Source organism: Variovorax sp. HW608, assembly GCF_900090195.1.
Lineage (GTDB): Bacteria > Pseudomonadota > Gammaproteobacteria > Burkholderiales > Burkholderiaceae_C > Variovorax.
Genome location: NZ_LT607803.1, coordinates 5,275,419 through 5,299,102 on the forward strand (window position 1 = coordinate 5,275,419; position 23,684 = coordinate 5,299,102).

General features: G+C 69.6%; 21 protein-coding genes. 13 read left to right on the top strand and 8 right to left on the bottom strand.

Translation table 11 applies throughout. The annotated features are described in order from the left end of the window. Positions 1-62: 62 nt before the first annotated feature. The 3 genes from VAR608DRAFT_RS25035 to VAR608DRAFT_RS25045 all read right to left on the bottom strand — a co-directional run bounded on the left by VAR608DRAFT_RS25035 (position 63) and on the right by VAR608DRAFT_RS25045 (position 2,108). Positions 63-575, bottom strand: coding sequence for a hypothetical protein (locus VAR608DRAFT_RS25035; protein ID WP_088956526.1), 513 nt, complete (start codon positions 573-575; stop codon positions 63-65). 112 nt (positions 576-687) lie between these two features. Then, the gene (locus tag VAR608DRAFT_RS25040) at positions 688-1,521 is read right to left on the bottom strand and encodes a siderophore-interacting protein (protein WP_172843897.1); all 834 of its coding nucleotides are present in this window, start codon (positions 1,519-1,521) and stop codon (positions 688-690) included. Between the two features lie 5 nt (positions 1,522-1,526). Beyond that, the gene (locus VAR608DRAFT_RS25045) at positions 1,527-2,108 is read right to left on the bottom strand and encodes a PadR family transcriptional regulator (RefSeq protein WP_088956528.1); all 582 of its coding nucleotides are present in this window, start codon (positions 2,106-2,108) and stop codon (positions 1,527-1,529) included. A gap of 273 nt (positions 2,109-2,381) precedes the next feature. Here VAR608DRAFT_RS25045 and VAR608DRAFT_RS25050 point away from each other — a divergent pair, with 273 nt between their 5' ends. Then, positions 2,382-2,561: a hypothetical protein gene (locus VAR608DRAFT_RS25050; RefSeq protein ID WP_088956529.1), complete on the top strand. Its 180-nt coding sequence runs from the start codon at positions 2,382-2,384 to the stop codon at positions 2,559-2,561. Positions 2,562-2,622: 61 nt separating this feature from the next. Here VAR608DRAFT_RS25050 and VAR608DRAFT_RS25055 read toward each other — a convergent pair whose 3' ends face one another. The 3 genes from VAR608DRAFT_RS25055 to VAR608DRAFT_RS25065 are packed head-to-tail and all read right to left on the bottom strand — an operon-like array spanning position 2,623 to position 5,925. Then, a complete protein-coding gene (locus tag VAR608DRAFT_RS25055) occupies positions 2,623-3,939 on the bottom strand; it encodes a sulfatase family protein (RefSeq protein ID WP_088956530.1) in 1,317 nt (438 codons plus the stop codon). A gap of 4 nt (positions 3,940-3,943) precedes the next feature. Then, on the bottom strand, positions 3,944-4,912 hold the full coding sequence (locus VAR608DRAFT_RS25060; protein WP_088956531.1) for a Bug family tripartite tricarboxylate transporter substrate binding protein: 969 nt from the start codon (positions 4,910-4,912) through the stop codon (positions 3,944-3,946). A 26-nt stretch (positions 4,913-4,938) separates the two neighbouring features. Continuing rightward, positions 4,939-5,925 (bottom strand): Bug family tripartite tricarboxylate transporter substrate binding protein, encoded by a 987-nt coding sequence (locus tag VAR608DRAFT_RS25065; RefSeq protein WP_088956532.1) that lies wholly within the window; start codon positions 5,923-5,925, stop codon positions 4,939-4,941. 114 nt (positions 5,926-6,039) lie between these two features. Between VAR608DRAFT_RS25065 and VAR608DRAFT_RS25070 the strand changes: the two genes are divergently transcribed. Beyond that, complete coding sequence (locus VAR608DRAFT_RS25070) at positions 6,040-6,549, top strand: MarR family winged helix-turn-helix transcriptional regulator (RefSeq protein ID WP_088956533.1); 510 nt, start codon at positions 6,040-6,042, stop codon at positions 6,547-6,549. A 2-nt stretch (positions 6,550-6,551) separates the two neighbouring features. On the opposite strand, the gene VAR608DRAFT_RS25075 is transcribed toward VAR608DRAFT_RS25070, so the two are convergent. Both VAR608DRAFT_RS25075 and VAR608DRAFT_RS25080 read right to left on the bottom strand, forming a co-directional pair. Then, positions 6,552-8,798 carry an FUSC family protein gene (locus VAR608DRAFT_RS25075; protein ID WP_088956534.1) on the bottom strand — a complete coding sequence of 749 codons (2,247 nt, stop codon included), beginning with the start codon at positions 8,796-8,798 and terminating at the stop codon, positions 6,552-6,554. Beyond that, the gene (locus VAR608DRAFT_RS25080) at positions 8,798-9,832 is read right to left on the bottom strand and encodes an inositol monophosphatase family protein (protein WP_088956535.1); all 1,035 of its coding nucleotides are present in this window, start codon (positions 9,830-9,832) and stop codon (positions 8,798-8,800) included. Before VAR608DRAFT_RS25080 ends, VAR608DRAFT_RS25075 begins: the two co-directional genes overlap by 1 nt. 143 nt (positions 9,833-9,975) lie before the next feature. Here VAR608DRAFT_RS25080 and VAR608DRAFT_RS25085 point away from each other — a divergent pair, with 143 nt between their 5' ends. From VAR608DRAFT_RS25085 to VAR608DRAFT_RS25135, 11 genes are all read left to right on the top strand, one after another. Continuing rightward, the gene (locus VAR608DRAFT_RS25085) at positions 9,976-10,740 is read left to right on the top strand and encodes an RNA methyltransferase (RefSeq protein ID WP_088956536.1); all 765 of its coding nucleotides are present in this window, start codon (positions 9,976-9,978) and stop codon (positions 10,738-10,740) included. 36 nt (positions 10,741-10,776) lie between these two features. Further along, positions 10,777-11,553, top strand: coding sequence for a serine O-acetyltransferase (cysE, locus tag VAR608DRAFT_RS25090; RefSeq protein WP_088956537.1), 777 nt, complete (start codon positions 10,777-10,779; stop codon positions 11,551-11,553). A gap of 49 nt (positions 11,554-11,602) precedes the next feature. Next, positions 11,603-12,508 (top strand): LysR family transcriptional regulator, encoded by a 906-nt coding sequence (locus VAR608DRAFT_RS25095; protein WP_088956538.1) that lies wholly within the window; start codon positions 11,603-11,605, stop codon positions 12,506-12,508. 53 nt (positions 12,509-12,561) lie between these two features. Beyond that, the gene (locus tag VAR608DRAFT_RS25100; protein WP_088956539.1) at positions 12,562-13,377 is read left to right on the top strand and encodes a putative hydro-lyase; all 816 of its coding nucleotides are present in this window, start codon (positions 12,562-12,564) and stop codon (positions 13,375-13,377) included. A 40-nt stretch (positions 13,378-13,417) separates the two neighbouring features. Then, on the top strand, positions 13,418-14,707 hold the full coding sequence (locus tag VAR608DRAFT_RS25105; protein ID WP_088956540.1) for an MFS transporter: 1,290 nt from the start codon (positions 13,418-13,420) through the stop codon (positions 14,705-14,707). A gap of 82 nt (positions 14,708-14,789) precedes the next feature. Further along, a complete protein-coding gene (locus tag VAR608DRAFT_RS25110; RefSeq protein WP_088958964.1) occupies positions 14,790-18,458 on the top strand; it encodes a hydantoinase B/oxoprolinase family protein in 3,669 nt (1,222 codons plus the stop codon). 56 nt (positions 18,459-18,514) lie between these two features. Beyond that, positions 18,515-19,474 (top strand): cation diffusion facilitator family transporter, encoded by a 960-nt coding sequence (locus VAR608DRAFT_RS25115; RefSeq protein WP_088956541.1) that lies wholly within the window; start codon positions 18,515-18,517, stop codon positions 19,472-19,474. Then, positions 19,471-22,023: a cation-translocating P-type ATPase gene (locus VAR608DRAFT_RS25120; RefSeq protein WP_088956542.1), complete on the top strand. Its 2,553-nt coding sequence runs from the start codon at positions 19,471-19,473 to the stop codon at positions 22,021-22,023. Before VAR608DRAFT_RS25115 ends, VAR608DRAFT_RS25120 begins: the two co-directional genes overlap by 4 nt. A 46-nt stretch (positions 22,024-22,069) precedes the next feature. Beyond that, a complete protein-coding gene (locus VAR608DRAFT_RS25125; RefSeq protein ID WP_088956543.1) occupies positions 22,070-22,492 on the top strand; it encodes a DUF1924 domain-containing protein in 423 nt (140 codons plus the stop codon). After that, positions 22,489-22,959, top strand: coding sequence for a diheme cytochrome c (locus VAR608DRAFT_RS25130; protein ID WP_088956544.1), 471 nt, complete (start codon positions 22,489-22,491; stop codon positions 22,957-22,959). Before VAR608DRAFT_RS25125 ends, VAR608DRAFT_RS25130 begins: the two co-directional genes overlap by 4 nt. Continuing rightward, positions 22,931-23,662, top strand: coding sequence for a cytochrome b/b6 domain-containing protein (locus VAR608DRAFT_RS25135; protein WP_088956545.1), 732 nt, complete (start codon positions 22,931-22,933; stop codon positions 23,660-23,662). Before VAR608DRAFT_RS25130 ends, VAR608DRAFT_RS25135 begins: the two co-directional genes overlap by 29 nt. Positions 23,663-23,684 lie beyond the last annotated feature (22 nt).

Consider the following 23,684-nt stretch of genomic DNA (forward strand, 5'->3'; position numbering starts at 1 on the left):
CGACCGATGGGCCGGCAGGCACGCATCATAAGGAACCGCGCGCCGACGGCGCCCGAACCTGCTCAGGTCTGCCCGCGGCGCCTGCGCGCCACGCGCACCGCCTCGACCCAGGTATCGACATTGAACCGTTGCCCCGTCTCCGCGATGCGCGCGGAGTGAATGCGGTGCAGCGGCACGCGGCGGACTTCGCCGGGCATTTCGCCGTGGCCGGTGATGATCTTCTTCTGCAGGTCCAGGTGGTCGACCTGCATCACGCATTCGATCTTCTTGTCGTGCGCATCGACGTAGCGCACGCGGATGCGCGGGTGCTCGTCGACGATCGCATGCTCGCCCTTGCCCTGGATGAACCACTCGGGCAGCGTATCGGGCACGGAATCGCCCGAGGGGTTGAGGTTGCCGCGCACGGTCGGGATTTCGAGCGGCACATGGCCCGAGCGGATGCGCGCAGCTTCGATTCGGCGCTGCGTCTCACGCCGCCCGGCCGCTCGCCGCCATGCCCACATCAATGCGAGCAGGAGCAGCACGCCGGTCAACAAGGCTGCGAAGAACTGCCACTGCGCCATGCTGATGCCCATTCGTGCACCCCGGTGAAATACTTCCAAAGTACTCAAGGCGCCGAATTTTCAAACTCACGCCGAAAGTCGTAAACCGGACACGTGGCATAGCGCTTTTGGTGGGTCGGGTGCTTCAGCCGTCGTGGGTATCGTGGGTGGCGGCGGCGCCCCGGCGCCAGTAGCCCGAAGCCCGGGTCCACTTGGGGTGCGCGCCGCGCTCGTCGACGAGGTGCGCGCGCATGGCCTTGGCGGCGCCCGACTCGCAGGCGACCCAGGCATGGAAGTCGCCCTGCGGCAGCTTCAGTCCCCGCAATGCATCGAGCAGCGGCGCGCCGGCGCCGGGCTCGGCGCCGCGCCGGCGCACCCAGTGCAGTTCCACGTTCGCGGCCGATGCGAGCGGGATCTGGTCGGCCTCGCCGTCCACCTCGACCAGCACGACCACGCGGGCGCCGGCCGGCAGCTCGGCCAGGCGGCGCGAAATCGCGGGGAGGGCGGTGTCGTCGCCGACGAGCAGGTGCCAGTCGAAGGCGGTGGGCACGATGAACGAGCCGCGCGGGCCGCCGACGCCGATGACGTCCCCGGGCTTGGCGGATTCCGCCCATCGCGTGGCGGGGCCGGCGTCGTGCAGCGCGAAGTCGAATTCGAGCGTGCCCGCCGCCGGGTCGTGCCGCAGCGGCGTGTAGTCGCGCATCGTGGGCTTGGTACCGCCCGGCCATACCGGTCCGTCGGGGCCGGCAGTCGGCAGTTGCAGGACGCCGGTTTCCGCATCGGGGAAGAAGAGCTTGGCATGGTCGTCGAAGCCGGGGCTGGTGAAGCCCGCGAGTTCGTCGCCTTCGAGCGTGATGCGGATCAGGTGCGGCGTGACGCGCCGCACCGCGCGCACTTGCAGCTTGCGGAAGCGCAGTTCGTGCCGTATGCGGCGCGGCAGGCGGTCGGGCAGAGAGGCGTCGTGTTGGGAAGATGTCATGAGTGTCAGATGCGTTCCAGTTGCTGGGCGGCGCTGTCGAGCACCGCGGCGAATTCGTGGGCTTGTTGTTCGGTAAGGGGGGCCGAGAGGCGCATGCGCATCGCGAGCTTGAGGTTCTCGAGCGCGCGGACGACTTGGGGCGGACGGCCGGCGCGCAGGCCGGCGCCGTCCACGCCGCCTTGCATGCGGGCCATCAGCTCGTCGGTCGTCGCGCGGTTGGCGGCGAGGAATTCGCGGCCCGCCTCCGTGGCGGTGTAGCGCTTGCGGTTGCCGCCTTCCGGGCTGTCGACGCTGACGCAGCCCAGTTCCTCGAGCAGCGTCAGCGTCGGGTAGACGATGCCGGGGCTCGGCGCATAGCGGCCGCCAAGGCGTTCCTCGATGGCCTTGATGAGCTCGTAGCCGTGACTGGGCTTGTCGGCGATCAACTGCAGCAGCACGAAGCGCAGGCCGCCGTGGCCGAAGATCCGGCCGCCGCCGCGACCGGCGCGCAGGCCATGGTGCAGGCCCCCGTCGTGCCGGCCGCCGCCGAGGCCGTCGTCGTGTTCATCGCGGCGGGTGCCGTGTACAAAGTGTGTGAAATGGCGCATGGATGGTGAGCTCGACTGTTATCTGATTGAGAAACGATATATCTGAATAATGTCGAAGTCAAGTCTGATCTCGCGTCACACCTATGTCGCGCGCATCAATCGCGTGATCGAGCGGCAAGGATTTCGCGATGGACGAGAAGACCGGCGCCTTCAACTGCGAGCTCTGCATGCCCATCCGGGCGCTCTAGACGCTTTTGGGTGACGCAACGCCGGGTTGCCGGGGGAATTCCGGGGCGCCGTGCAGGGATTAGGGTAAACCCTTAAGATCGCAGCATGACTGCTTCGACCTCGTACTTCCCCCGTAATCCCAAGTTCACGGACTCGTTCGAGCGCGATCTGGCGAACGACGATGTCCGTCATATCGGCCGCGATGAGCCGTCCCTCCTGGCTGCGGCGTTCAAACGCGTCCTCAAGGCCTTCGCCGACCTGATGCGCGGCACGCAAGCCCACTGAAGCCCACGCCGTTGCATGAAAAGAAGCCCCTCGACGAGGGGCTTCTTGTTGTTGGCCGCGCTCAACGCTGCGGCATGTCCTTGACCGAGTAGCCGAGGCTCACGGTCGCGTCTTCCGGGATCGGCGGCATGGTCGCGTTCCACGTCAGCCACGCTTCGCGCATGCGCGCGAGGCGTTCCGGCTCCTTCTTCGCCTGGTTGGCCCGTTCGCGCTCGTCGGCCGGGATGTTGAAGAGGTATTCGTTGCCGTCGACCTGCAGGTACTTCCAGTCGCCTTCGCGCAGGGCGCGCTGGTCGCGATGGTTCATGCGCCAGTGCAGCGGGCGCGCGAAGCTGTGCTTCGCATCGCGCAGAACCGGCATCAGCGAGACGCCGTCGAGCGGATACGCCGGGTCGGCATTCACGCCAGCGGCATCGAGCATCGTCGCCGACCAGTCCATCGTCATGCAGTGCTGCGCGCTGTCGCCGCCGGCGGCGATCACCTTCGGCCAGTGCGCGATCCATGGCACGCGGATGCCGCCTTCGGTCAGGTCCATCTTGCCGCCGACCAGCGGCCAGTTGTCCGAGAAGCGCTCGCCGCCGTTGTCGCTCGTGAAGACCACCAGCGTGTCGTCGGCCATGCCATGCTTTTCGAGCGCGTCCATGATCCAGCCGATGCCTTCGTCCATGTGATGGATCATGCGGCGGTAGGTGTGGATATTGCCGCCCGACAGGTCGAACAGGTTGTCCTTCACTGCGGGCGCCTTGGCCGCGTCGTCGCGCGTCTCCCACGGCCAGTGCGGCGCGGTGTAGTGCAGGCTCAGGAAGAAGGGGGCCTCCTGCTTCGCCATGCGCTCCACGTAGTCGACCGCGTGGCGCGAGAGCACGTCGGTGAGGTAGCCCTCTTCCTGGTGGTCCTCCTCGCCGGACCACAGGTCATGGCGGCCGGTCGAATCGCAGTGGGTGAAGTAGTCCACGCCGCCCGACATCGGCCCGAAGAACGCCTCGTAGCCCGAGCGCAGCGGCCCGAAGTTCGGCGGAAATCCCAGGTGCCACTTGCCGATGAGCGCGGTGCGATAGCCCGCAGCGCGAAGCAGCGAGGGCAGCGTCGGATGCTCCGGCGGCAGGCCGAGCGTGGTGCTGCCACGGCTGTCGCTCCGGATCGGCTCCTCGGCCGCGCCGCGCAGGCGGTACTGGTAGCGCGCCGTGATCATCGCGAAGCGCGTGGGCGAGCACACCGGCGAGTTCGAATAGCCCTGCGTGAACTTGATGCCGCGCGCGGCGAGCCGGTCGAGCACCGGCGACACCGGCCCGAAGTGGGCGTCGCGGCCGCCGTAGCAGCCGAGGTCCGCATAGCCGAGATCGTCGGCGACGATGAAGATGATGTTGGGTCGTTGCATGGTTTCAGGGTTGGTAGCCGGATTTCTGGACCACGGGCGCCCACTGCGCACGGTAGGCCTTGAGCATCGCTGCCGTCTGCTCCTGCGTGCTGACGACCGGCGTCATCAGGGCGTCCTTGAAGCGGCGCTGGGTGTCGGGGTCCTGCATCACCGCGTGGATGTCCTTGGCGAGCCGCGCGACCTTCTCGCGCGGCATGCTGGCCGGCGCGAAGAACGCGTTGAAGCCGGTCGCGACGAGGTCGAGGCCGGCTTCCCTGAAGGTCGGGATATCCGGCGCGAAGGGCGAGCGCTTGGCGCCCGAGACCGCCAGGATGCGGATCTTGCCGGCCTGGTGCTGCGGGAGATCGACGTCGAAGGTGTCGAAGGCGATCGGCACCTGGCCGCCCACCAGGTCGGTCAGCAGCGGGCCGGAGCCGCGGTAGCCGACCACTTGCGCCTGCACGTGCGCCTTCTCGCCCATCATCAGGCCGAAGAAGTGCGGCAGGCTGCCGGTCGCGGGCACGCCGAAGTTCGACTTCTCGGGGTTCGCGCGCATCCACGCGATCAGGTGCGACAGCTCGCGCACCGGCACCGCGGTGGAGACGGCGAGCGCGAACTCGTAGTCATTGACATGCGAGACCGGCACGAAATCGCGCTCCGCGTCGTAGCCGTTGTCCTTGAACACCAGCGGCGCGACCACCATCACGGCCGGGTTGGCGACCATCAGCACGTTCTGCCCGGCCGGCGTGGCCTTGACCTGCTGGGCCGCCAGTCGCCCGCCGGCGCCGGCCTTGTTGTCCACGATCACCGGCACGCCGACCTTGGCCTGCAGCTTGTCGGCCACGATGCGCGCCACGCGGTCGGTCGCGCCGCCGGCCGCATAGCCGACCACGATGTGCAGCGGCCCACCTTCGAGTGTTTGCGCCTGCGCGGCGAGGGAAGCGGCTGCCAGCGTCAGGGTTGCGGCGATGTGCGGGATGAATTTGCGAAACATGGGTCCTCCGAAGAATTCGCGTTGTGTCAGTCGTTGGCCTGGAAGTTCACGGCCTTCATGATCACGGCCCAGCGGGCGGTGTCTTCGCGCATTGTCTTCAGAAGCGTGGCCGCGTCGTCGTTGACCGCATACATGCCGTTCTGCCGCAACTGCTGCTTGACTTCGGGCGAGTCGACCGCGCGGCTGAACTCCGCGCGCAGCTTGTCGACGATCAGCCGCGGCGTCTTCGCGGGCGCGTAGTAGGCAAACCATGCGGTCGCGACCACGTCCTTGAGCCCGGCCTCGACGAAGCTCGGCAGATCAGGCATCAGCGGCGAGCGCTTCTCGCCGCTGGTCGCGAGCACCTTCACCCGGCCGCCGGACTGCATCTGCAGTGCGCCGCCGACGGTGTCGAAATACACCGGGATCTGCCCGCCCATCACGTCCTGCCGCGCGGGCGTGGAGCCACGGTACGGCACGTGGACCATCCTGAGCCCCGCCGAGCGGTTCAGCATCTCGCCGAGAAAGTGCGACGGCGTGCCCGCGCCGTATGAGCCGAAGCTGACCTTGTCGCCCTGCGCCTTGGCCCAAGCGATGAACTCGGCCAGCGTGTTGGCCGGCACGTCCTTGCTCACCACCAGCGCGAGCTCGAAGCGCGCCGCGTTGACGATCGGCACGAAGTCCTTGATCGGGTCGTACGAGAGCTTGGCGTAGGCGCTCGGGTACATCGTCATCATGCTGGCGGTTCCGAGCAGCAGGGTGCGCCCGTCGGGCGGCGCATGCTTGACCGCCTCGACCGCGATGCGGCCCGATGCGCCCGAGCGGTTGTCGACGATCAGCGGGCCGAGCGAGTCGCGCACCTCCTGCGCGATGGCGCGCGTCAGCACGTCCTGCGTGCCGCCGGCCGGAACGCCGATCAGCACCTTGATCGGCTGGCCGGGCGTGAAGGCCGCTTCCGCGCTTGCCAGCGGCGAGAGCGCGAGGGCGCCGAGGCCGGCGATCAGGCTGCGGCGGTCGAGGTCGGTGCGGGGCATGAAAGTCTCCTGGATTGGGTCGTGCGGCGGGCCTTCGGAAGGGCCGGGTCTCGGAGGACTTTAGAGTTGCGACATTCGATTGATCTAATCAACCATCCTCCGGACTAACCCCAGATGACCCCGACGCCAGAGTCGCGCCGACCGCTCGACGACCTTCTGCTGTACCGGCTGTCGCGGCTGCTCTCGGTCGCGGGCAGCATGGTGATCAGGCTCTGCGAGGGGCGCTTCGGCATCACGCGGCGCGAATGGCGGCTGATCGCCACGCTGGCGAGCCGTGGCGAGCTCAGCTCGTCAGGCCTCGCCGAGCATGCGCAGCTCGATCGCGCGCGCACCTCGAAGGCCGTCGGCTCGCTGGTGACCAAGGGCCTGATCGCGCGCTCGCATCCGGTGGGCGACCGGCGCCAGGTGCTGCTGTGCCTCACCGGGCGCGGCCGCGACCTGTACGACGAGCTGTTCCCGCTCGTGACACGCATCAACACCGACCTGCTCGGCGCGCTCGATGCCGATGCCGCCCGGCAACTGGATGAATCGCTCGCGCGCCTGCAACTGCATGCCGAGCAGCTGGTGGCAGAGGCCGTGCTGCCCAAGGCGGACCGCCGGCGGCGCGGCGATCCGCATCGATGAGCTCAGGCGGTCCCGGCCTGCGCTCCGGCTTCGGACTCGGTTTCGGCCAGCGATTGCAGGATGCGCGCGGCGTCATCGCGCAGCTGCACCGCGATGCCGTTCGCCATGTCGAGGCGGCGCAGCAGCCACGGCGTGATGTCGTTGTCGAAAGGATCGAGCAGCGGAACCGTTCCGGCGATGGTGGTGGCCGACGGGCTCTCGGGCATCGCCGGCCCGCTGGTCGGCGCGGCGCCGATGGCCGCCTCGATGCGCTGGATGGTGCGGGCCAGCGGGCCTTCGATCTCGGCCACCGTGAGGCGGTCGCGCCGCAGCACGAGCATCGACTTGACCGCGCTCAGCTGCGCGAGCAACTGGTAGCTGTGCGCCTGAAGATGCTCGAGCGGCTCCAGCGGCGGGCGCACCGCGCGCGGCTCCGACAGCGAGCGCTGCGTCGCCTGCACCAGCGCGGAGAGGCTGTCGTAGGCTTCGCGGCGCGCGAGGCGCCAGTCGAGCTCGGGGCTGGCATCGACCGAGCGCAACTGCCCGAGCCCGAGCGCGAGCCGCGCATGCCGCGCCTGCGCCTTCAGCGTGCGCGCCACCAGCGCGGGGATCTGCCCGCGCTCCCATGACGGCAGCACGTAGCAGAACGCCCAGGCGAGCGCGGCTCCGATCAGCGTGTCGGCCACGCGCTCGAACAGCGCGAACGCGGTGCTCACACCGGTGTTGAGCATGTGGGCCTGCACCAGGCCGAGCACGGTCGCCGCGACCGCGGTGACGAGGTAGCGGCGGACCGCGAAGCCGTGCGCGATGGCCTGCGCCAGCGTCATGCCGATCAAGAGGGCGAGCGGCGAGAGATGCGCCGAGAGCAGTCCGACCGCGAACACGCAGCCCAGCAGCGTGCCGGCCACGCGGCTGTTTCGCCGCTCCAGGGTCTGCGAGAGGCTGCCCCGCAGCACCACCACGATGGTCAGCAGGATCCAGTAGTCGTGCGAACCCCAGGGCATGGCGAGCGCGATGCCGTAGGCGGTTGCGATCGCGAGCGTGGCGCGGATCGCATGGCGCAGCGGCGGCGCGTCCCAGCGCCAGAGGGCCAGGAAGGGGCGCAGCGACCATGCCGTCGGGCTCACGAACATCTGCCAGCTCGCGCGCACGACCGCGAGATCGGGCTCGCGGTCGCCGCGCGCGAGCGCCGACAGGCGCAGCACCTCGTCGTTGATGTGGCCGATGCGATTCGCGAGCCCGCGCGCCAGCATGGCCGGCGTCGGGCCGGTGTAGCTGGCGGGCCGGTCATCCTCGTGAAGGCGGATTGCCGCCAGACGCGGTCGGCGATCGGTCAGCGCGGCGGGCTTGCGGATCAGGAGCAGCGCGTCGGCCAATGCGGTCGTGTCTTCGGCCAGGCCTTCGAGGATGTCGCGCATCTCGGTGAGCGCGGGCGCGTGGTCGGGGTGCGATTTCAGCGCGTCGATGTCGAGCTCGCTCGCCAGCAGCAGGTCGCGCAGTTCGAGCACCGTCACCAGCATGCCGGCCAGCTGCTGCCGGCGCGGCGTGCGGGGCGATTCGAGCACGATGTCGCGCGCCGCCTGCAGCTGGTCGGCCAGCGCGGCCTGCTCGCGCAGGAGCTGCCCGAGCAGCGACGGCGGGATCTCGCGCACGTCGCCGGACTCGTCGCGCGGCACGAACTGGCGCGCTTCGGTGCGCATGAGCGCGGCCAGCGAGAGCAGCAGGTCGGCCATCAACTGCACGCGGTAGCGCGCATTGAGCGCCGCGTTGGCGATGACCGCGTAGACCACGTACAGCCCCGCACCGAGCCCGAAGTGCATCGTTCGCTGCACCGCCTCTGCCATGCCGGTCGGCGTCGGCGTGGCCATCGAGAAGATCATGGAGAACATGACCGCGATGGCGATCGGGATCCCGCGCTTGCCCCAGGCCATCGCCAGGAACGCGAGGAAGGTCGCGGGCACCAGCAGCAGGCCCAGCTGCAGCGGCGCCGCGTGCAGCACCTGGACCAGGAAGAACAGCGGCAGCCCGATCAGCGGCGCCGGCAGCATCTGGAAGAACTTGCCGCGCCGCGGCGCGGCGAGGTCGGGCGGCGCGCTCACGATGACGCCGACCGACGCGGCCGAGGCGGCCAGCGCGTCGAGCGCGAGATGCACGCCCCCGGAGATCAGCAGCAGCCCGAAGGCGACCGCGATGCCGTTGAGAACGTAGTGGCTCAGCGCCACCCGCAGGGCCGCGCGGCCCCGCTCGGTGGCCGCGCGCTGCGCTGGCATCACTGGGCCGGGGCGTCGCCCTCGGCGGGCGCCGCGGGGGCGTCACGGCGGACGCGGGTGAGCTTGCGCGGCTGCGGCGCGGCCTCGGCGGGGGCTGCGGGCGCCTCCTCTTCGGCCTTTTCCTCGGTCAGGCCGACCGTGCTGCGCGCGTAGAGGTCGGCATGCGAACGCGAAGGATCGACGGCACGGATGCGGTCGCTGGCGCGCAGCTTTTCGTCGACGCTCGCGAATTTCGAGTACTGGGCGAGCAGCGGCACGAGCTGGCCATAGACGCGCGGCGCACCCGCGAGGCATTCGCGCTGGTCGAGGAAATCGGGCTCGCCGGTGAAGTTGCCGATCAGGCCGCCGGCCTCGGTCACGAGCAGCGAGCCGGCCGCCACGTCCCAGATGTTGAGGCCGGTCTCGAAGAAGGCATCGCTGAAGCCGGCTGCCACGTAGGCGAGGTCGAGCGCGGCGGCGCCGGGGCGGCGCAGCCCGGCGGCGCGCGGCATCAGGTCGGCCATGATGGCCAGGTACTGCTTGAAGTTGTCGCCGGAGCGGAACGGGAAGCCCGTGGAGATCAGGCATTCGTTGAGCCGGGTGCGCTTGCTCACGCGGATGCGGCGCTCGTTCATGAAGGCGCCGCGGCCCCGGGTGGCGGTGAAGAGGTCGTTGCGCGACGGGTCGTAGACCACCGCCTGCTCGATCTTGCCGCGTACCGAGAGCGCGATCGACACGCAATAGACCGGGAAACCGTGGATGAAATTGGTGGTGCCGTCCAGCGGATCGATGATCCACACGTAGTCGGAATCCCTGGCACCATGCTGGGTGCCCGATTCTTCGGCCAGGATGCCGTGCCCCGGGTAGGCGTGCAACAGCGTCTCGATGATCGCGTGCTCGCTCGCATGATCGACTTCGGTCACGAAGTCGTTGACCTGCTTTTGTGAAATGCGCACGGCTTCGACATCGAGCGCGGCGCGATTGATGATGGCGCCGGCGGCGCGGGCGGCCTTGATGGCCACGTTGAGCATGGGGTGCAGGTTCGGGGACGACATGAATTGTGCGAAGAACGGAATGGGAGCGACGACGTTTGCATGGGGCCCCCTGGAATGCGGCCCGGCGATGCGGGCGGCGAGAATCGGGGGATTTTACCGGCTCCGCGCCGCCGCGCCCCGGGCGGCGTGATTTCCAAGTTCCCATGCGTACCCGATTCATCCTGATCCAGACCAGCCATGCCGGCAACGTCGGCGCCGCCGCCCGCGCCATGAAGACCATGGGCTTCAGCGACCTGGTGCTGGTCGCGCCGCGCTGGGCCAACGTGCTGCGGCGCGAGGAAACCATCCAGCGCGCCAGCGGTGCGCAGGGCGTGCTGGCCAGTGCGCGCATCGTCGACACGCTCGACGAGGCGCTCGACGGCGTCACGCACCTGTGCGCCACCGCGATGGTCCCGCGCGACTTCGGCCCGCCCACGCGAACGCCGCGCGAGCACCTCGAACCGCTGGCGAAGGGGGAGGGGCAGCACGTCGCCTTCCTCTTCGGCTCCGAGCGCTTCGGCATGCGCAACGAGGACGTCTACCGCTGCAATGTCGCGCTCAGCATCCCGACCGATCCGCAGTTCGGATCGCTGAACCTGGGCGCTGCGATCCAGGTGATCGCCTACGAATGGCGGCAGGCGCTGGGCGGCTTCGCGGTGCGCGACGCGACCGCGCCGGTGCGGGCGGCCGACGCCCAGGCGGTGGCGGGCATGCTGGACCACTGGGAGCGCTCGCTGGTGCGGATCGGCTTTCTCGACCCGCAGGCGCCCAAGAAGCTGATGCCGCGCCTGCAGCAGCTGTTCAACCGCGCACAGCCCACGGAGGAGGAGATCCACATCCTGCGCGGCATCGCCAAGGCCATGGCGGATGCCGCGGACGGCGGCGCAGCGGGCAAAACCCCATCCGCCGTGCGTAAAGAGCCGCGGTAATAGACTGCCTGCCCCATATCCATATAACAACAACCGATGTTCTCCCGGCTGCGTTCCGACATCCAGTGCATCCTCGACCGCGATCCCGCGGCCCGGTCGCGCTGGGAAGTACTGACCCTCTACCCGGGGCTGCATGCCGTGGTGCTGCACCGGTTCGCGCACTGGTTCTGGAGCCACGGCTTCAAGTGGATCGGGCGCTTCGTCTCCCAGTTCTCGCGCTGGTTCACCGGCATCGAGATCCATCCGGGCGCGATCGTCGGCGAGCGCGTGTTCTTCGACCACGCGATGGGCGTCGTGGTCGGCGAGACCGCCGAGATCGGCGACGGCTGCACCATCTACCAGGGCGTGACGCTCGGCGGGACCTCGCTCTACAAGGGCACCAAGCGGCACCCGACGCTGGGCCGCAACGTGGTGGTGAGCGCCGGCGCGAAGGTGCTGGGCGGCTTCACGGTGGGCGACGGCGCCAAGATCGGCAGCAATGCGGTCGTCATCAAGCCCGTGCCGGCCGGCGCGACCGCGGTGGGCATCCCGGCGCGGATCATCCCTTCCAAGGCGGGGGAGAGCGCCGACGTCGCGCAGCCGGCGGCCGCGAAGTTCTCGGCCTACGGCGTCACGCTGGAGGACGATCCGCTCGGCCAGGCGATGAAGGGGCTCATCGACCATACCGCGAGCCAGGAACACCAGATCGCGATGCTGTGGCAGGCGCTCGAGGCGCTGTCCAGGCAGCCCGGCAAGAAGGATTGCGTGCCCTGTGACGCCGCGAAGGACGAGTCCTTCGAGGCCGATCGGCTGACGCAGCTGATCGGGAAGTGATCCGGGCGATGATCGGGGCCTTCCGTCCCGACATCGAAGCAGCCCGGACATGAACCTGCGATTCGTCGAAGCCTTCCACTGGGCGGTTGCGCTCAAGAGCGTCACCCGCGCCGCCGAGAAACTGCACCTGACCCAGTCGGCGCTCTCCAGCCGCATCGCGGCGCTCGAGCGCGAGCTCGGCGTGCTGCTGCTCGACCGGCGCGACAAGCAGTTCCGCCTCACGGTGGCGGGCCAGCGTTTCCATGCCTTCGCAGAGCGGCTGCTCGAGATGCAGATGCATATCAAGGCCGAGATGGGCTCGGGCGCGGTGCGCGAGACCGTGCTCCGGGTCGGCGCCATCGAATCGGTGGTGCACAGCTGGCTCACCGGCTGGCTGCAGCACATGCGGGAGACCTATCCGGACTTCGAGCTCGAACTCACCGTCGAAACCACGCCCGTGCTGGTCGACCAGCTCCAGCGCGGCAAGCAGGACCTGGTGTTCGCCGCGCTGCCCGCCAGCGGCGACGGCGTGCGCACCCGCGCCGTGCCGCCGATGCCGATGTGCTTCGTCGGCCATCGCGAGCTGCATGCGCGCCGGCGCTACCGCGTGGCGGATCTGCTCTCGTTCGATTTGCTGACCTTCCAGCGCGGCTCGCAGCCGCACGTGGCGCTGCTCGAGTTCTTCCGCGAGGGCGGCTATCCCGCGCCGAGGGTGCATGCGATCTCGTCGATCTCCGCCATGGCGCAGCTCGTGGAAGCCGGATTCGGCGTCGCGACCCTGCCGCGCGCGGTGGTGGAACCCCTGGCGCGCAGGCTCCCGCTGCGCGCGCTGCCTTGCGACGCCACGCTGGAGCCGCTGCCCATCTACGCCAGCTACCGCGAAGACCCATCGTCCCCCTTGCTGGAAGCGGCGCTGGGCTCCGCCGTGGTGCACGCTTCGCACCGTGCGGGCTCATCGAAAAAATCGATGACCTGAGCAAGAAACTTTGCGTTGGCGTTCGAAGCGGCGGATTCCCACAATCCGCCCTCATGCAAGTCCCTGAAGTCCAGAGCGAAAAAATCGATGGCGCGAGCAGCGCCCGCAGCGTGCGCCTCGCCGCGCGCAGCGGCGCGATCAGCACCCACACCAGCGGCCTGGCGAGCGCCCATGTGCAGGGCAACCTCGTGATCCTGCCGCAGGCACACGCAGGCGATTTCCTGCGCTTCTGCCAGGCCAATCCCAAGCCCTGCCCGCTGCTGGGCGTCTCGGAAGCCGGCGACCCGTCGCTGCCCGCGCTCGGCCAGGACATCGACATCCGCTCCGACCTGCCGCGCTACCGGGTGTGGCGCCATGGCGAGCTGGTCGACGAGCCCGGCGACGTTCGCGCGCTGTGGACCGACGACCTGGTCGGCTTCGTCATCGGCTGCTCGTTCACCTTCGAGCATGCGCTGCTCGCCGAAGGCATCGCGCTGCGCCATGTCTCGCAGGGGCGCAACGTCGCGATGTACCGCACGAACATCCAGACCGCGCGCGCCGGGGTGTTTCATGGGCCGATGGTGGTCTCGATGCGTCCATTGCGGGCGGCCGACGCCATTCGCGCCGTCCAGATCACCTCGCGCTTTCCGGCGGTGCATGGCGCGCCGGTCCACATCGGCGACCCGGCATTGATCGGCATCCGTTCGATCGACCGGCCGGACTATGGCGAAGCCGTCGAGCTGCTGCAGGGCGAACTGCCGGTCTTCTGGGCCTGCGGCGTCACGCCCCAGGCCGCGCTGGCCGCCGCGCGCCTGCCTTTCGCGATCACGCATGCGCCGGGCGCGATGCTGGTCACCGACCTGCTTCACCACCGCCTCGCGGCGTTCTGAAGCCCTTCGTTAAATTCGCATCCACAAAGGAGACAACGTCATGAAGCACACGCTCGATGCCACCGACCTGGTCGAAGCGGGTCCCCCGCAAGGCAGCTGGCTGGGCACGCTCGACCGCAACGAGAAGCGCGCGCTGGCGGCCTCGTTCAGCGGTTACGCGGTCGATGCCTTCGACTACTACACCTTGCCGCTGGTGACGCCGATCCTGCTGTCGCTGTGGGGCATGAGCAAGACCGAGGTGGGGCTGATCGGCACCTCCACGCTGGTGGCCTCCGCGATCGGCGGCTGGATGGCCGGCGTGCTGGCCGACCGCTTCGGCCGGGTGCGCGTGCTCCAGCTCACGATCCTGGTGTTCGCGCTCTTCACTTTCGCCTGCGGCCTGGCGCGCACGCCGCAGGAGCTGCTCATCGCCCGCACGCTGCAGGGCCTCGGCTTCGGCGGCGAATGGGCCGTGGGTTCGGTGCTGATCGCCGAGATGATCCGGCCCGCCTACCGCGGCAAGGCCGTGGGGCTGGTGCAGAGCAGCTGGGCGATCGGCTGGGGCGCGGCGGTGCTGGTGTCGATGGCCCTGTTCTCGCTGCTGCCGCCGGAGGTCTCGTGGCGGGTGATGTTCCTGCTCGGCCTCGCGCCGGCGCTGCTGATCGTCTTCATCCGCCGCTCGCTGCACGAACCCGAGGTCTACCTGCAGACGCGCGCTGCCGTGGCGCGCGGCGAACGCAGCGGCAACTTCCTCGCGATCTTCAAGCCCGGCATCCTCGGCACCACCGTGCTCGCGAGCCTGATGTTCACCGGCATGCAGGGCGGCTACTACGCGATCGGGGTCTGGCTGCCGACCTTCCTGAAGAACGAGCGCCACCTCACGGTGCTGGGCTCGGGCGGCTACCAGTTCATGTTCATCGTCGGCGCCTTCGCCGGCTACCTGTGCGGCGCCTACCTGTCCGACCGGCTGGGGCGCAAGCTGGCCTTCATCCTCTTTGCCATCGGCGCGGGATCGCTGGTCTATGCCTACACGCTGCTCCCGATCACCGACAGCGTCATGCTGGTGCTCGGCTTTCCGCTCGGCTTCTTCATGTCGGGCATCTTCAGCGGCTCCGGCGCCTTTCTGGCCGAGCTCTTCCCCAATGAGCTGCGCGGTTCGGGCCAGGGCTTTTGCTACAACTTCGGGCGCGGCATCGGCGCCACCTTTCCGGCGGTCGTCGGGCTTCTGAGCGACCGCACCAGCCTGTCGCTGGGCTCCGCGATCGGTGTCTGCGCGGCCGTCGCGTACGCGATCGTGGTCGTCATGGCCTTGTGCCTGCCCGAGACGCGCGGAAAAGACTTCAAGAACTAACACCCAGGCTCGCCAGCCTCACACCCTGGAAGGGGTGGCGTCGCGGCGTGGCTTGTTCATCCGTCCCTCTTTCTTTCTTGTCATGAATACGCAGACTTCTTTTTCTTCCTCCTCCCGCTGGCAGTTCTGGATCGACCGGGGCGGCACGTTCACCGATCTCGTGGGCCGCGATCCCGAAGGGCGGCTGCACACGCTGAAGCTCCTGTCGGAGAACCCCGAGCAATACCGCGACGCGGCGGTCGAGGGCATCCGGCGGCTGCTCGGGCTCGCGGCGGGCGAGGCCATCACGCCCGAGCGGGTCGAGTGCGTGAAGATGGGCACCACGGTGGCCACCAACGCGCTGCTGGAGCGCAAGGGCGAACCGACGGTGCTGGTCACCACGGCGGGCTTTCGCGATGCGCTGCGCATCGCGACGCAGGCGAGGCCGCGCCTGTTCGACCGCCGCATCGTGCTGCCTGAGTTGCTCTACCAGCGCGTGATCGAGGCCGGCGAGCGCATCGATGCAGAGGGCGGCATCGTGCAGCCGCTCGACGAGACGGCGCTGCGCCTGGCGCTGCAGGGCGCGTTCGAGGAGGGCCTTCGCGCCTGCGCCATCGTGTTCATGCATGGCTGGCGTCACACCGTGCATGAACTGGCGGCCGAACGCATCGCGCGCGAGCTCGGCTTCACGCAGGTGTCGGTGTCGCACAAGACCAGCCCGCTGATGAAGCTGGTGCCGCGCGGCGATACCACCGTGGTCGATGCGTACCTGAGCCCGATCCTGCGTCGCTATGTCGACCAGGTGTCGCAGCAGATGCCGGGCGTTCCGCTCTTCTTCATGCAGAGTTCGGGCGGACTGACGCAGGCCAGCCGCTTCCAGGGCAAGGACGCGATCCTCTCGGGCCCGGCGGGCGGCATCGTCGGCATGGTGCGCACCGCGCTCGATGCCGGCCATTCGCGCGTGATCGGCTTCGACATGGGCGGCACGTCGACCGACGTCTCGCACTACGCGGGCGAGTTCGAGCGCTCGTTCGAGACGCAGGTGGCCGGCGTGCGCATGCGGGCGCCGATGATGAGCATCCACACCGTGGCGGCCGGCGGCGGCTCGGTGATCGGCTTCGACGGCGCGCGATTGCGTGTCGGACCCGAATCGGCCGGCGCCAACCCGGGGCCCGCGAGCTACCGCCGCGGCGGGCCACTGACCACGACCGATGCCAACGTGATGCTCGGCAAGCTGCAGCCCGCGCACTTCCCGCAGGTGTTCGGGCCCGGCGCCGACGAGCCGCTCGATCTCGCCGCCGTGCAGCGGGGCTTCTCGGAGATGGCCCGGCGGATGTCGCAGGCCACGGGCCGCAGCGTGAGCGCCGAGCAGGTGGCCAGCGGCGCGCTGCGCATCGCGGTCGAAAGCATGGCCAACGCGGTCAAGCGCATCTCGGTCGCCCGCGGATACGACGTCACGCAGTACACGCTGCAGTGCTTCGGCGGCGCGGGCGGCCAGCATGCCTGCCTCGTGGCCGACGCGCTCGGCATGCGCAGCGTCTATCTGCATCCGTTCGCGGGGGTGCTTTCCGCGTTCGGCATGGGGCTGGCCGATCAGCTCGCGATGCGCGAGCTCGCGCTCGAACGCCGGCTCGACGCCGAGGGCCTCGCGGCCGCACGCGAAGCGGCGACCTCGCTCGCATCGCGGGCGGTGCAAGAACTGCGAGGGCAGGGCGTGGCCCGCAGCGGCATCGAGGTCGCGCATCGCGTCCAGCTGCGCTACGAGGGCACCGACACCGCCCTGCCTTGCATGCTGCCCATGGCGACGCCCGCCGCCGAGGCCATTGCCGCGCTGCTCGATGAATTCGAAGCGGCCTATCGCCGCCGCTTCGCCTTCTTGATGGAGGGGCGCGCGCTGGTGATCGAGGCCGTCACGGTAGAGGCCACCGGCGCGGGCGAGCGCCCCGCCATCGCCGCACCGGCCGCGCGGGCCGATCGCCACAGGCCGGCGCCGCTCGCGATGGTGCGCATGTACTGCGAGGCGGACGAACAAGCCGCCGGCTGGCGCGACGCGGCCCTGCACGACGAGAGCGCATTGCGCGCCGGCGCGGTGATCGACGGTCCGGCGATCCTGGCCGGCCGCAACGCGACCACCGTGGTCGAACCCGGCTGGCAGGCGCGGGCCTCGGCCTGTGGGGTGTCGCTCGATCGCGTGCGTCCGCGCATCGCCGGACAGTCGGTGGGCACCAGCGCCGATCCGGTGATGCTGGAGGTGTTCAACAACCTCTTCATGAACATCGCGGAGCAGATGGGCCTCAGGCTGCAGAACACCGCCTACTCGGTGAACATCAAGGAGCGGCTGGATTTCTCGTGCGCGGTGTTCGACGTGCAGGGCAAGCTGATCGCCAACGCGCCGCACATGCCGGTGCACCTGGGTTCGATGAGCGAGTCGATCAGGACCGTCATCGACCGCAATCCAGCCATGGCGCCGGGCGACGTGTACGTGCTCAACGACCCGTACCACGGCGGCACGCACCTGCCCGACATCACGGTGGTGACGCCGGTCTATCTCGATGCCGCGGATGCGCGGCCCTCCTTCTACGTCGCCTCGCGCGGCCATCATGCCGACGTGGGCGGCATCACGCCGGGCTCGATGCCGCCGTTCTCCAAGACCATCGAGGAGGAGGGCGTGCTGATCGACAACTTCAAGCTGGTCGAAGGAGGGCGGCTGCGCGAGGCCGAACTCCGGGCCTTGCTCGCGAGCGGGCCGCACCCGTCGCGCAACGTCGAGCAGAACCTGGCCGACCTGCGCGCTCAGATCGCCGCCAACGAGAAGGGCGTGCAGGAGCTGCAGGCCATGGCCCTGCAGTTCGGCCGCGAGACCGTGGCCGCCTACATGGGCCATGTGCAGGACAACGCCGAGGAGTCGGTGCGCCGCGTGATCACCGCGCTCAAGGACGGCGAGTACGCGCTGCCGCTCGACAACGGCGCCTCAATCCGCGTGCGCGTGAAGGTCGATGCCGCCGCGCGCTCGGCCACGGTGGATTTCACTGGCACGAGCGCGCAGTTGCCCAACAACTTCAACGCGCCGCGCGCGATCACCATGGCGGCCGTCCTTTACGTGTTCCGCACGCTGGTGGACGACGACATCCCGCTCAATGCGGGCTGCCTCAAGCCCATCGAGGTGATCGTGCCCGCCGGCTGCATGCTCAATCCGCTGCCGCCCGCGGCCGTGGTGGCCGGCAATGTCGAGACCTCGAGCTGCGTGACCAACGCGCTCTATGGCGCGCTTCGCGTCATGGCGGCGAGCCAGTGCACCATGAACAACTTCACCTTCGGCGACGGCGAGCGCCAGTACTACGAGACGATCTCGGGCGGCTCCGGCGCCGGGCCGGGCTTCGACGGCACGAGCGTGGTGCAGACACACATGACCAACTCGCGGCTGACCGACCCCGAAGTGCTGGAGTTCCGCTTCCCCGTGCGGCTCGACAGCTACAGCCTGCGGTCCGGCTCGGGCGGCGCGGGCCGCTGGCGCGGCGGCGACGGCGGCGTGCGGCGCCTGCGCTTCCTGGCCCCGATGACCGCCTCGATCCTCAGCAATGGGCGGCACCACGGCGCGTTCGGCGGGGCCGGCGGATCGGCCGGTGCAGTGGGCGTCAACCGCGTCGAGCGCGCCGACGGCACGGTCGAGGCGCTGGACCACATCGGCCAGGCGCAGATGCAGCCCGGCGACGTGTTCGTCATCGAGACGCCGGGCGGGGGCGGCTGGGGCGAGGTCGCCGGTCGATCCTGACATCGAGCCGTGCACGGCTGCTGCTAGGCTTCGGGGTCCACACCGTGCGCGACCCCATGAATCTCGATGACCTGACCGACGACCCCGAAGACACCCGGCACAGCACCGCCGAACGCGCGAGCGCGGCCTCGCGCAGCACCTGGGTGAGTGTGGGCGTCAACCTGCTGCTGACCTTCACCCAGGTCACGGTCGGCCTGTTCTCGAAGTCCCAGGGCCTCGTGGCCGACGGCATCCATTCGCTGTCGGACCTCGTCGCGGACTTCGTCGTGCTCTTTGCCAGCCATCACAGCAAGAAGGAAGCCGACGAGGACCACCCCTACGGCCACCAGCGCTTCGAGACCGCCGCTTCCCTGGCGCTCGGCCTGCTGTTGCTCGCCGTGGGCGTGGGCATGCTGTGGTCGGCCATTCGCAAGCTCGAGGAGCCCGAGACCGTGCCGCAGGTGCATATCGTCGCGCTCTGGGTGGCCGGCGGCGCGCTCGTCGCCAAGGAACTGCTCTTTCGCTACATGCTGGCCGTCGCCAAGCGCGTGAAGTCGAGCATGCTGGTCGCCAATGCCTGGCACGCACGCTCCGATGCGGCTTCGTCGCTGGTGGTCGGCATCGGCATCATCGGCAACCTGGCCGGCTATCCGATCCTCGACCCGATCGCCGCGCTCATCGTCGGGTTCATGGTGTCCAGGATGGGATGGGGCTTCGGCTGGGATGCCCTGCATGACCTGATGGATCGTTCGGTCGACGACGAGGAGGTCGAGGCGATACGCCGCACGCTGACCGAGACCGACGGCGTGCGGAACGTGCACGACGTGCGCACGCGCAAGATGGGCGACATGATCGTCGTGGATGCGCACCTCGAGGTCGATGCCACGATCAGCGTCGAAGAGGGCCACGACATCGCGGTCGAAGCCCGCCAGCGCGTGCTGCAGCGGCATCGCGTGCTGAACCTGATGACGCACGTCGATCCGTGGCGCAGGCCGGACCTCGACCACGCGACGCCGGCCGCCCAGACGCAACCATGAGCCCGGGCGCGCCCGCTTCGGCATCGCCGCCCGCGACCGGCGGCCTGAGCGATGGCGAGGCGGCGCTGCGGCGGCAGCGGGACGGCCCGAACGAGCTGCCGGTGTCGCGCCCACGCGGCGTGCTGAGACTGGCGCGCGAGGTGGCCTCCGAGCCGATGTTCCTGCTGCTCGCCGCATGCGGGGCGATCTACATGATGCTCGGCGACGCCTGGGAAGCGCTGATGCTGCTGGGCTTCGTCTTCGTGGTGATGGGCATCAGCTTCTTCCAGCAGCGGCGCAGCGAACGCGCGCTCGATGCCTTGCGGGACTTGTCGAGCCCGCAGGCCCAGGTGCTTCGCGACGAGGCGGTGCGGCGCATCGCGGCGCGCGAGCTGGTGGTGGGCGACGTGGTGCTGCTGGCCGAGGGCGACCGGGTTCCGGCCGACATCGACATCGTCGAAGCAGCCAACCTCGCGATCGACGAATCGCTCTTGACCGGGGAATCGGTGCCGGTGGCCAAGGAGGCCGCGTCGTCGTCCGGCGCGGGTGACGCCTGCCGGGCGTTTTCTGGCACGCTGGTGACGCGGGGCACCGGTCGCGGATGCGTGAGCGCCACCGGCGAGCGCAGCGCGCTGGGGCGCATCGGCCAATCGCTCGCGGGCATCGCAGGCGAGTCCACGCCGATCCAGCAGCAGACGCGCGGCGTCGTCCGGCAGGTGGCCACCGTCGGCCTGGCGCTGGCCGCCGTGCTCGCCGTCGCGTACGGCATCACCCGGGGCGACTGGTTGCACGGCGTGCTGGCGGGCCTTACGCTCGCGATGGCCATCCTGCCGGAAGAACTCCCGCTGGTCCTCACGCTCTTCCTGGGCCTGGGCGCCTGGCGGCTGGCGCGCGAGAAGGTCCTGGCCCGGAGCATTCCCGCGATCGAGCGGCTCGGCGCCGCCACCGTGCTGTGCGTGGACAAGACCGGCACGCTGACCGCCAACCAGATGACGGTGAGGCGCCTGTGGTCCGCAGCAGCCGTCTACGACCGGCGGCCATCGGCGCCTGCGCTGCAGGAGGAGCTGCACGGTCTTCTCGAGTACGCCGTGCTGGCCAGCCACCGCCGGGCCTTCGACCCGATGGAATCCGCGATCACCGCGGCCGGGCAGCAGCTCCTGGCCGGCACGGAGCACCTGCATGCCGAATGGACGCTGGTCGACGACTACCCCCTGTCGCCCGAAATGCTGGCCATGTCGCGCGTCTGGCAGTCGCCGGACCAGCGCGACCGCCTGATCGCGGCCAAGGGCGCGCCCGAAGCCATCGTCGACCTGTGCCACATGGATGCCGGCCAGGGCGCGCAAGTGGCCGCGCAGGTGCGGGTGATGGCGCGGGACGGGCTGCGCGTGCTGGGCGTGGCGCAGGCCACCTTTGGCGCAGCCCCGCTGCCTGGCATCCAGCACGATTTCGATTTCCGCTTCCTGGGCCTCGTGGGGCTCGAAGACCCGGTGCGCCCCGAGGTGCCCCAGGCCATTGCCGAGTGCAGGCAAGCCGGCATCCGCGTCGTGATGATGACCGGCGACCATTCGGCCACCGCGATTTCCGTGGCGCGGCAGGCGGGCCTCGACGCCGATGGGGCGGTCGTCACCGGGGTCGAGCTGGCGGAGCTCTCGGATGAAGCGCTCGCGGCGCGCCTGGCCGAAACGCACATCTTCTCCCGCGTCCAGCCCGACCAGAAGCTGAGGCTGGTGCGCGCCTTCGACGCCCGGGGCGACGTGGTGGCCATGACGGGCGACGGCGTGAACGATGCCCCGGCGCTGAAGGCGGCCCACATCGGGGTGGCGATGGGCGCGCGCGGCACCGAGGTGGCCCGCGAGGCGGCCGCGCTGGTCCTCCTGAATGACGACTTCGCCTCGCTGGTGACCGCGGTGCGCTACGGGCGCCGGGTGTTCGCGAACCTGCGCAAGGCGCTCGTGTTCGTGGTGGCCGCGCATGTGCCGATCGTCGGCCTGTCGATCGCGCCGCTGCTGCTGGGCTGGCCGCTGCTGCTGATGCCGGTGCACATCCTGTTCCTGCAGCTCATCATCGATCCGGCCTGCTCGGTGGTGTTCGAGGCCCAGCCGCTGGAGCCCGATGCCATGAAGAGGCCGCCGCGCCGCGCGGACCAGCGCCTGTTCGACCAGGCGGTGCTGGTCCGCGGGCTTTGGCAAGGTGCCGGCCTGCTCGCGCTGCTGGTCGCCCTGTATGTCGGCGTCCGACTTCTGGCCCCGGAGGGCGAGCGCGACGACCTGGCGCGGACCTTGACCTTCGTGGTCCTGGTCCTGTCCAACTTGGCGTTGATCCAGGCCAACCGTTCCTGGGGCCGCGGTGTCGCGCGGGTCGACGGCGAGTCCGGCAGGGAGTTTCGCTGGATCGTGCTGGCCACGATCGCCTTGCTGGGTGTGGTGCTCGCGGTGCCGGCGCTCGGACGGCTGTTCTCGTTCGTGCAGCCTTCGCCGATCTTGCTGCTCGCGGCGCTGGGCGGGTCGGCCTTGAGCTGGATGTGGTTCGAAGGCGTCAAGTGGGGATTGAGGGGGCGCCCCGTGCGTTAAGAAAACGCTAAGAGCCCGGCGACACGATGCCCATCGAGGAGTCGCCATGAGCTTTTTGAAACCGTTCTCGAAACCCCATCGTTCGCGCGTCGTCGCGGCCTGTCTGGCCGCCGCGGCCATGGTCCCCGTCGCAGGCGCCGCCACCCCCGCCGATCTGCTCGCCGGCTACGGCGAGCAGGCAGGCGCTGCGCCGAACCCGGATCGCGGCCAGTCGTTGTTCAACAGCCGCCATGGGCGCGAGTGGAGTTGCGCCGCCTGCCATGGCGCCGTGCCCACCGCACCGGGCCGGCATGCGGCCACCGGCAAGCCGATCGCCGCGCTCGCGCCTGCTTTCAATCCCGAGCGATTCACCGACGCTGCCAGGGCCGACAAATGGTTTCGCCGCAACTGCAACGACGTCATGGGGCGCGAATGCACGGCAGCGGAAAAGGCCGATGTGCTCGGCTGGCTGATGACGCTGAAGCCATGAGTGCCCGTCGACTTGGCTGGGTCGGGCTGGCCGTCGCCCTGCTCGGCGCGCAGGTTTGGGCGGACGAGGGGGCCCGTTCCGCGCGGGTGCCCCTGCTGCCGAAGTACACCCAGGAATGCGCGGCCTGCCACATCGCCTATCCGCCCGGCCTGATGCCGGCCGCCTCGTGGCAGCGCGTGACGGCGAACCTGCCGCGCCACTACGGCACTGATGCCTTGCTCGACCCCGCCACGGTGAGCGCGCTGGCCGACTGGCTGACGGCGAATGCGGCGCGCGACGGGCGCAGGAGCGAGCCGCCGCCCGACGACCGCATCACGCGTTCAGCCTGGTTCATCCGCAAACACCGCGAGGTCGCTGCCGCCACCTGGAAGCTGCCGAGCGTCAGGAGCGCCGCGAACTGCGCGGCCTGCCACACCCAAGCCGATCAAGGAGATTTCAATGAACACCATGTCCGCATCCCCCGATGAGCGTCCCGCACCCGGGAAGGGGGCCGCAAGGGTCCTCGTTTGGGACCTGCCGGTGCGCGTCTTCCACTGGCTCATCGTGCTGTGCTTCGCCGGCGCCTACCTCACTGCCGAGCAGGAGCGCTGGCGCCTGGTCCACGTGACGCTCGGGTACACGCTGGCGGGCCTCGTCGCGTTCCGCCTGTTGTGGGGCGTGATCGGCACGCGCCACGCGCGCTTTTCGAGCTTCGTGCGCGGGCCGCGCGCCACCGTGGCCTATCTCGGCAGCATGCTTCGCGGTCGCACGGCGCATCACGTCGGACACAACCCGGCGGGCGCGCTCGCCATCGTCGCGCTGCTCGGACTGGCGCTGGCGGTCACGGCGTCGGGCTGGGCCAACTACCAGGACGTCGGCGGCAAGTGGCTCGAAGAGCTGCACGAGGCCGCGGCCAATCTCATGCTTGGCGTCGTCCTGCTGCACGTCGCCGGTGTGTTGCTCGCCAGCTGGATGCATCGCGACAACCTGGTCGGGGCCATGATCACGGGCCGCAAGCCCGGACGGCCCGAGGACGGCGTGCGCAGCGCCTGGCGCAGCGTCGGCATCCTCATGCTGGTGGCCGTCCTGGGTTTCTGGTGGACGCAGTGGCAGGGCATGCCGACCGGCATCTCCGGCGGCCCGGCGGTGGTGTCCGGCAAGGCCGTCGGCCCCGATCGCGACGACGACTGAGCCTCGCGTTTCGCGTACACAA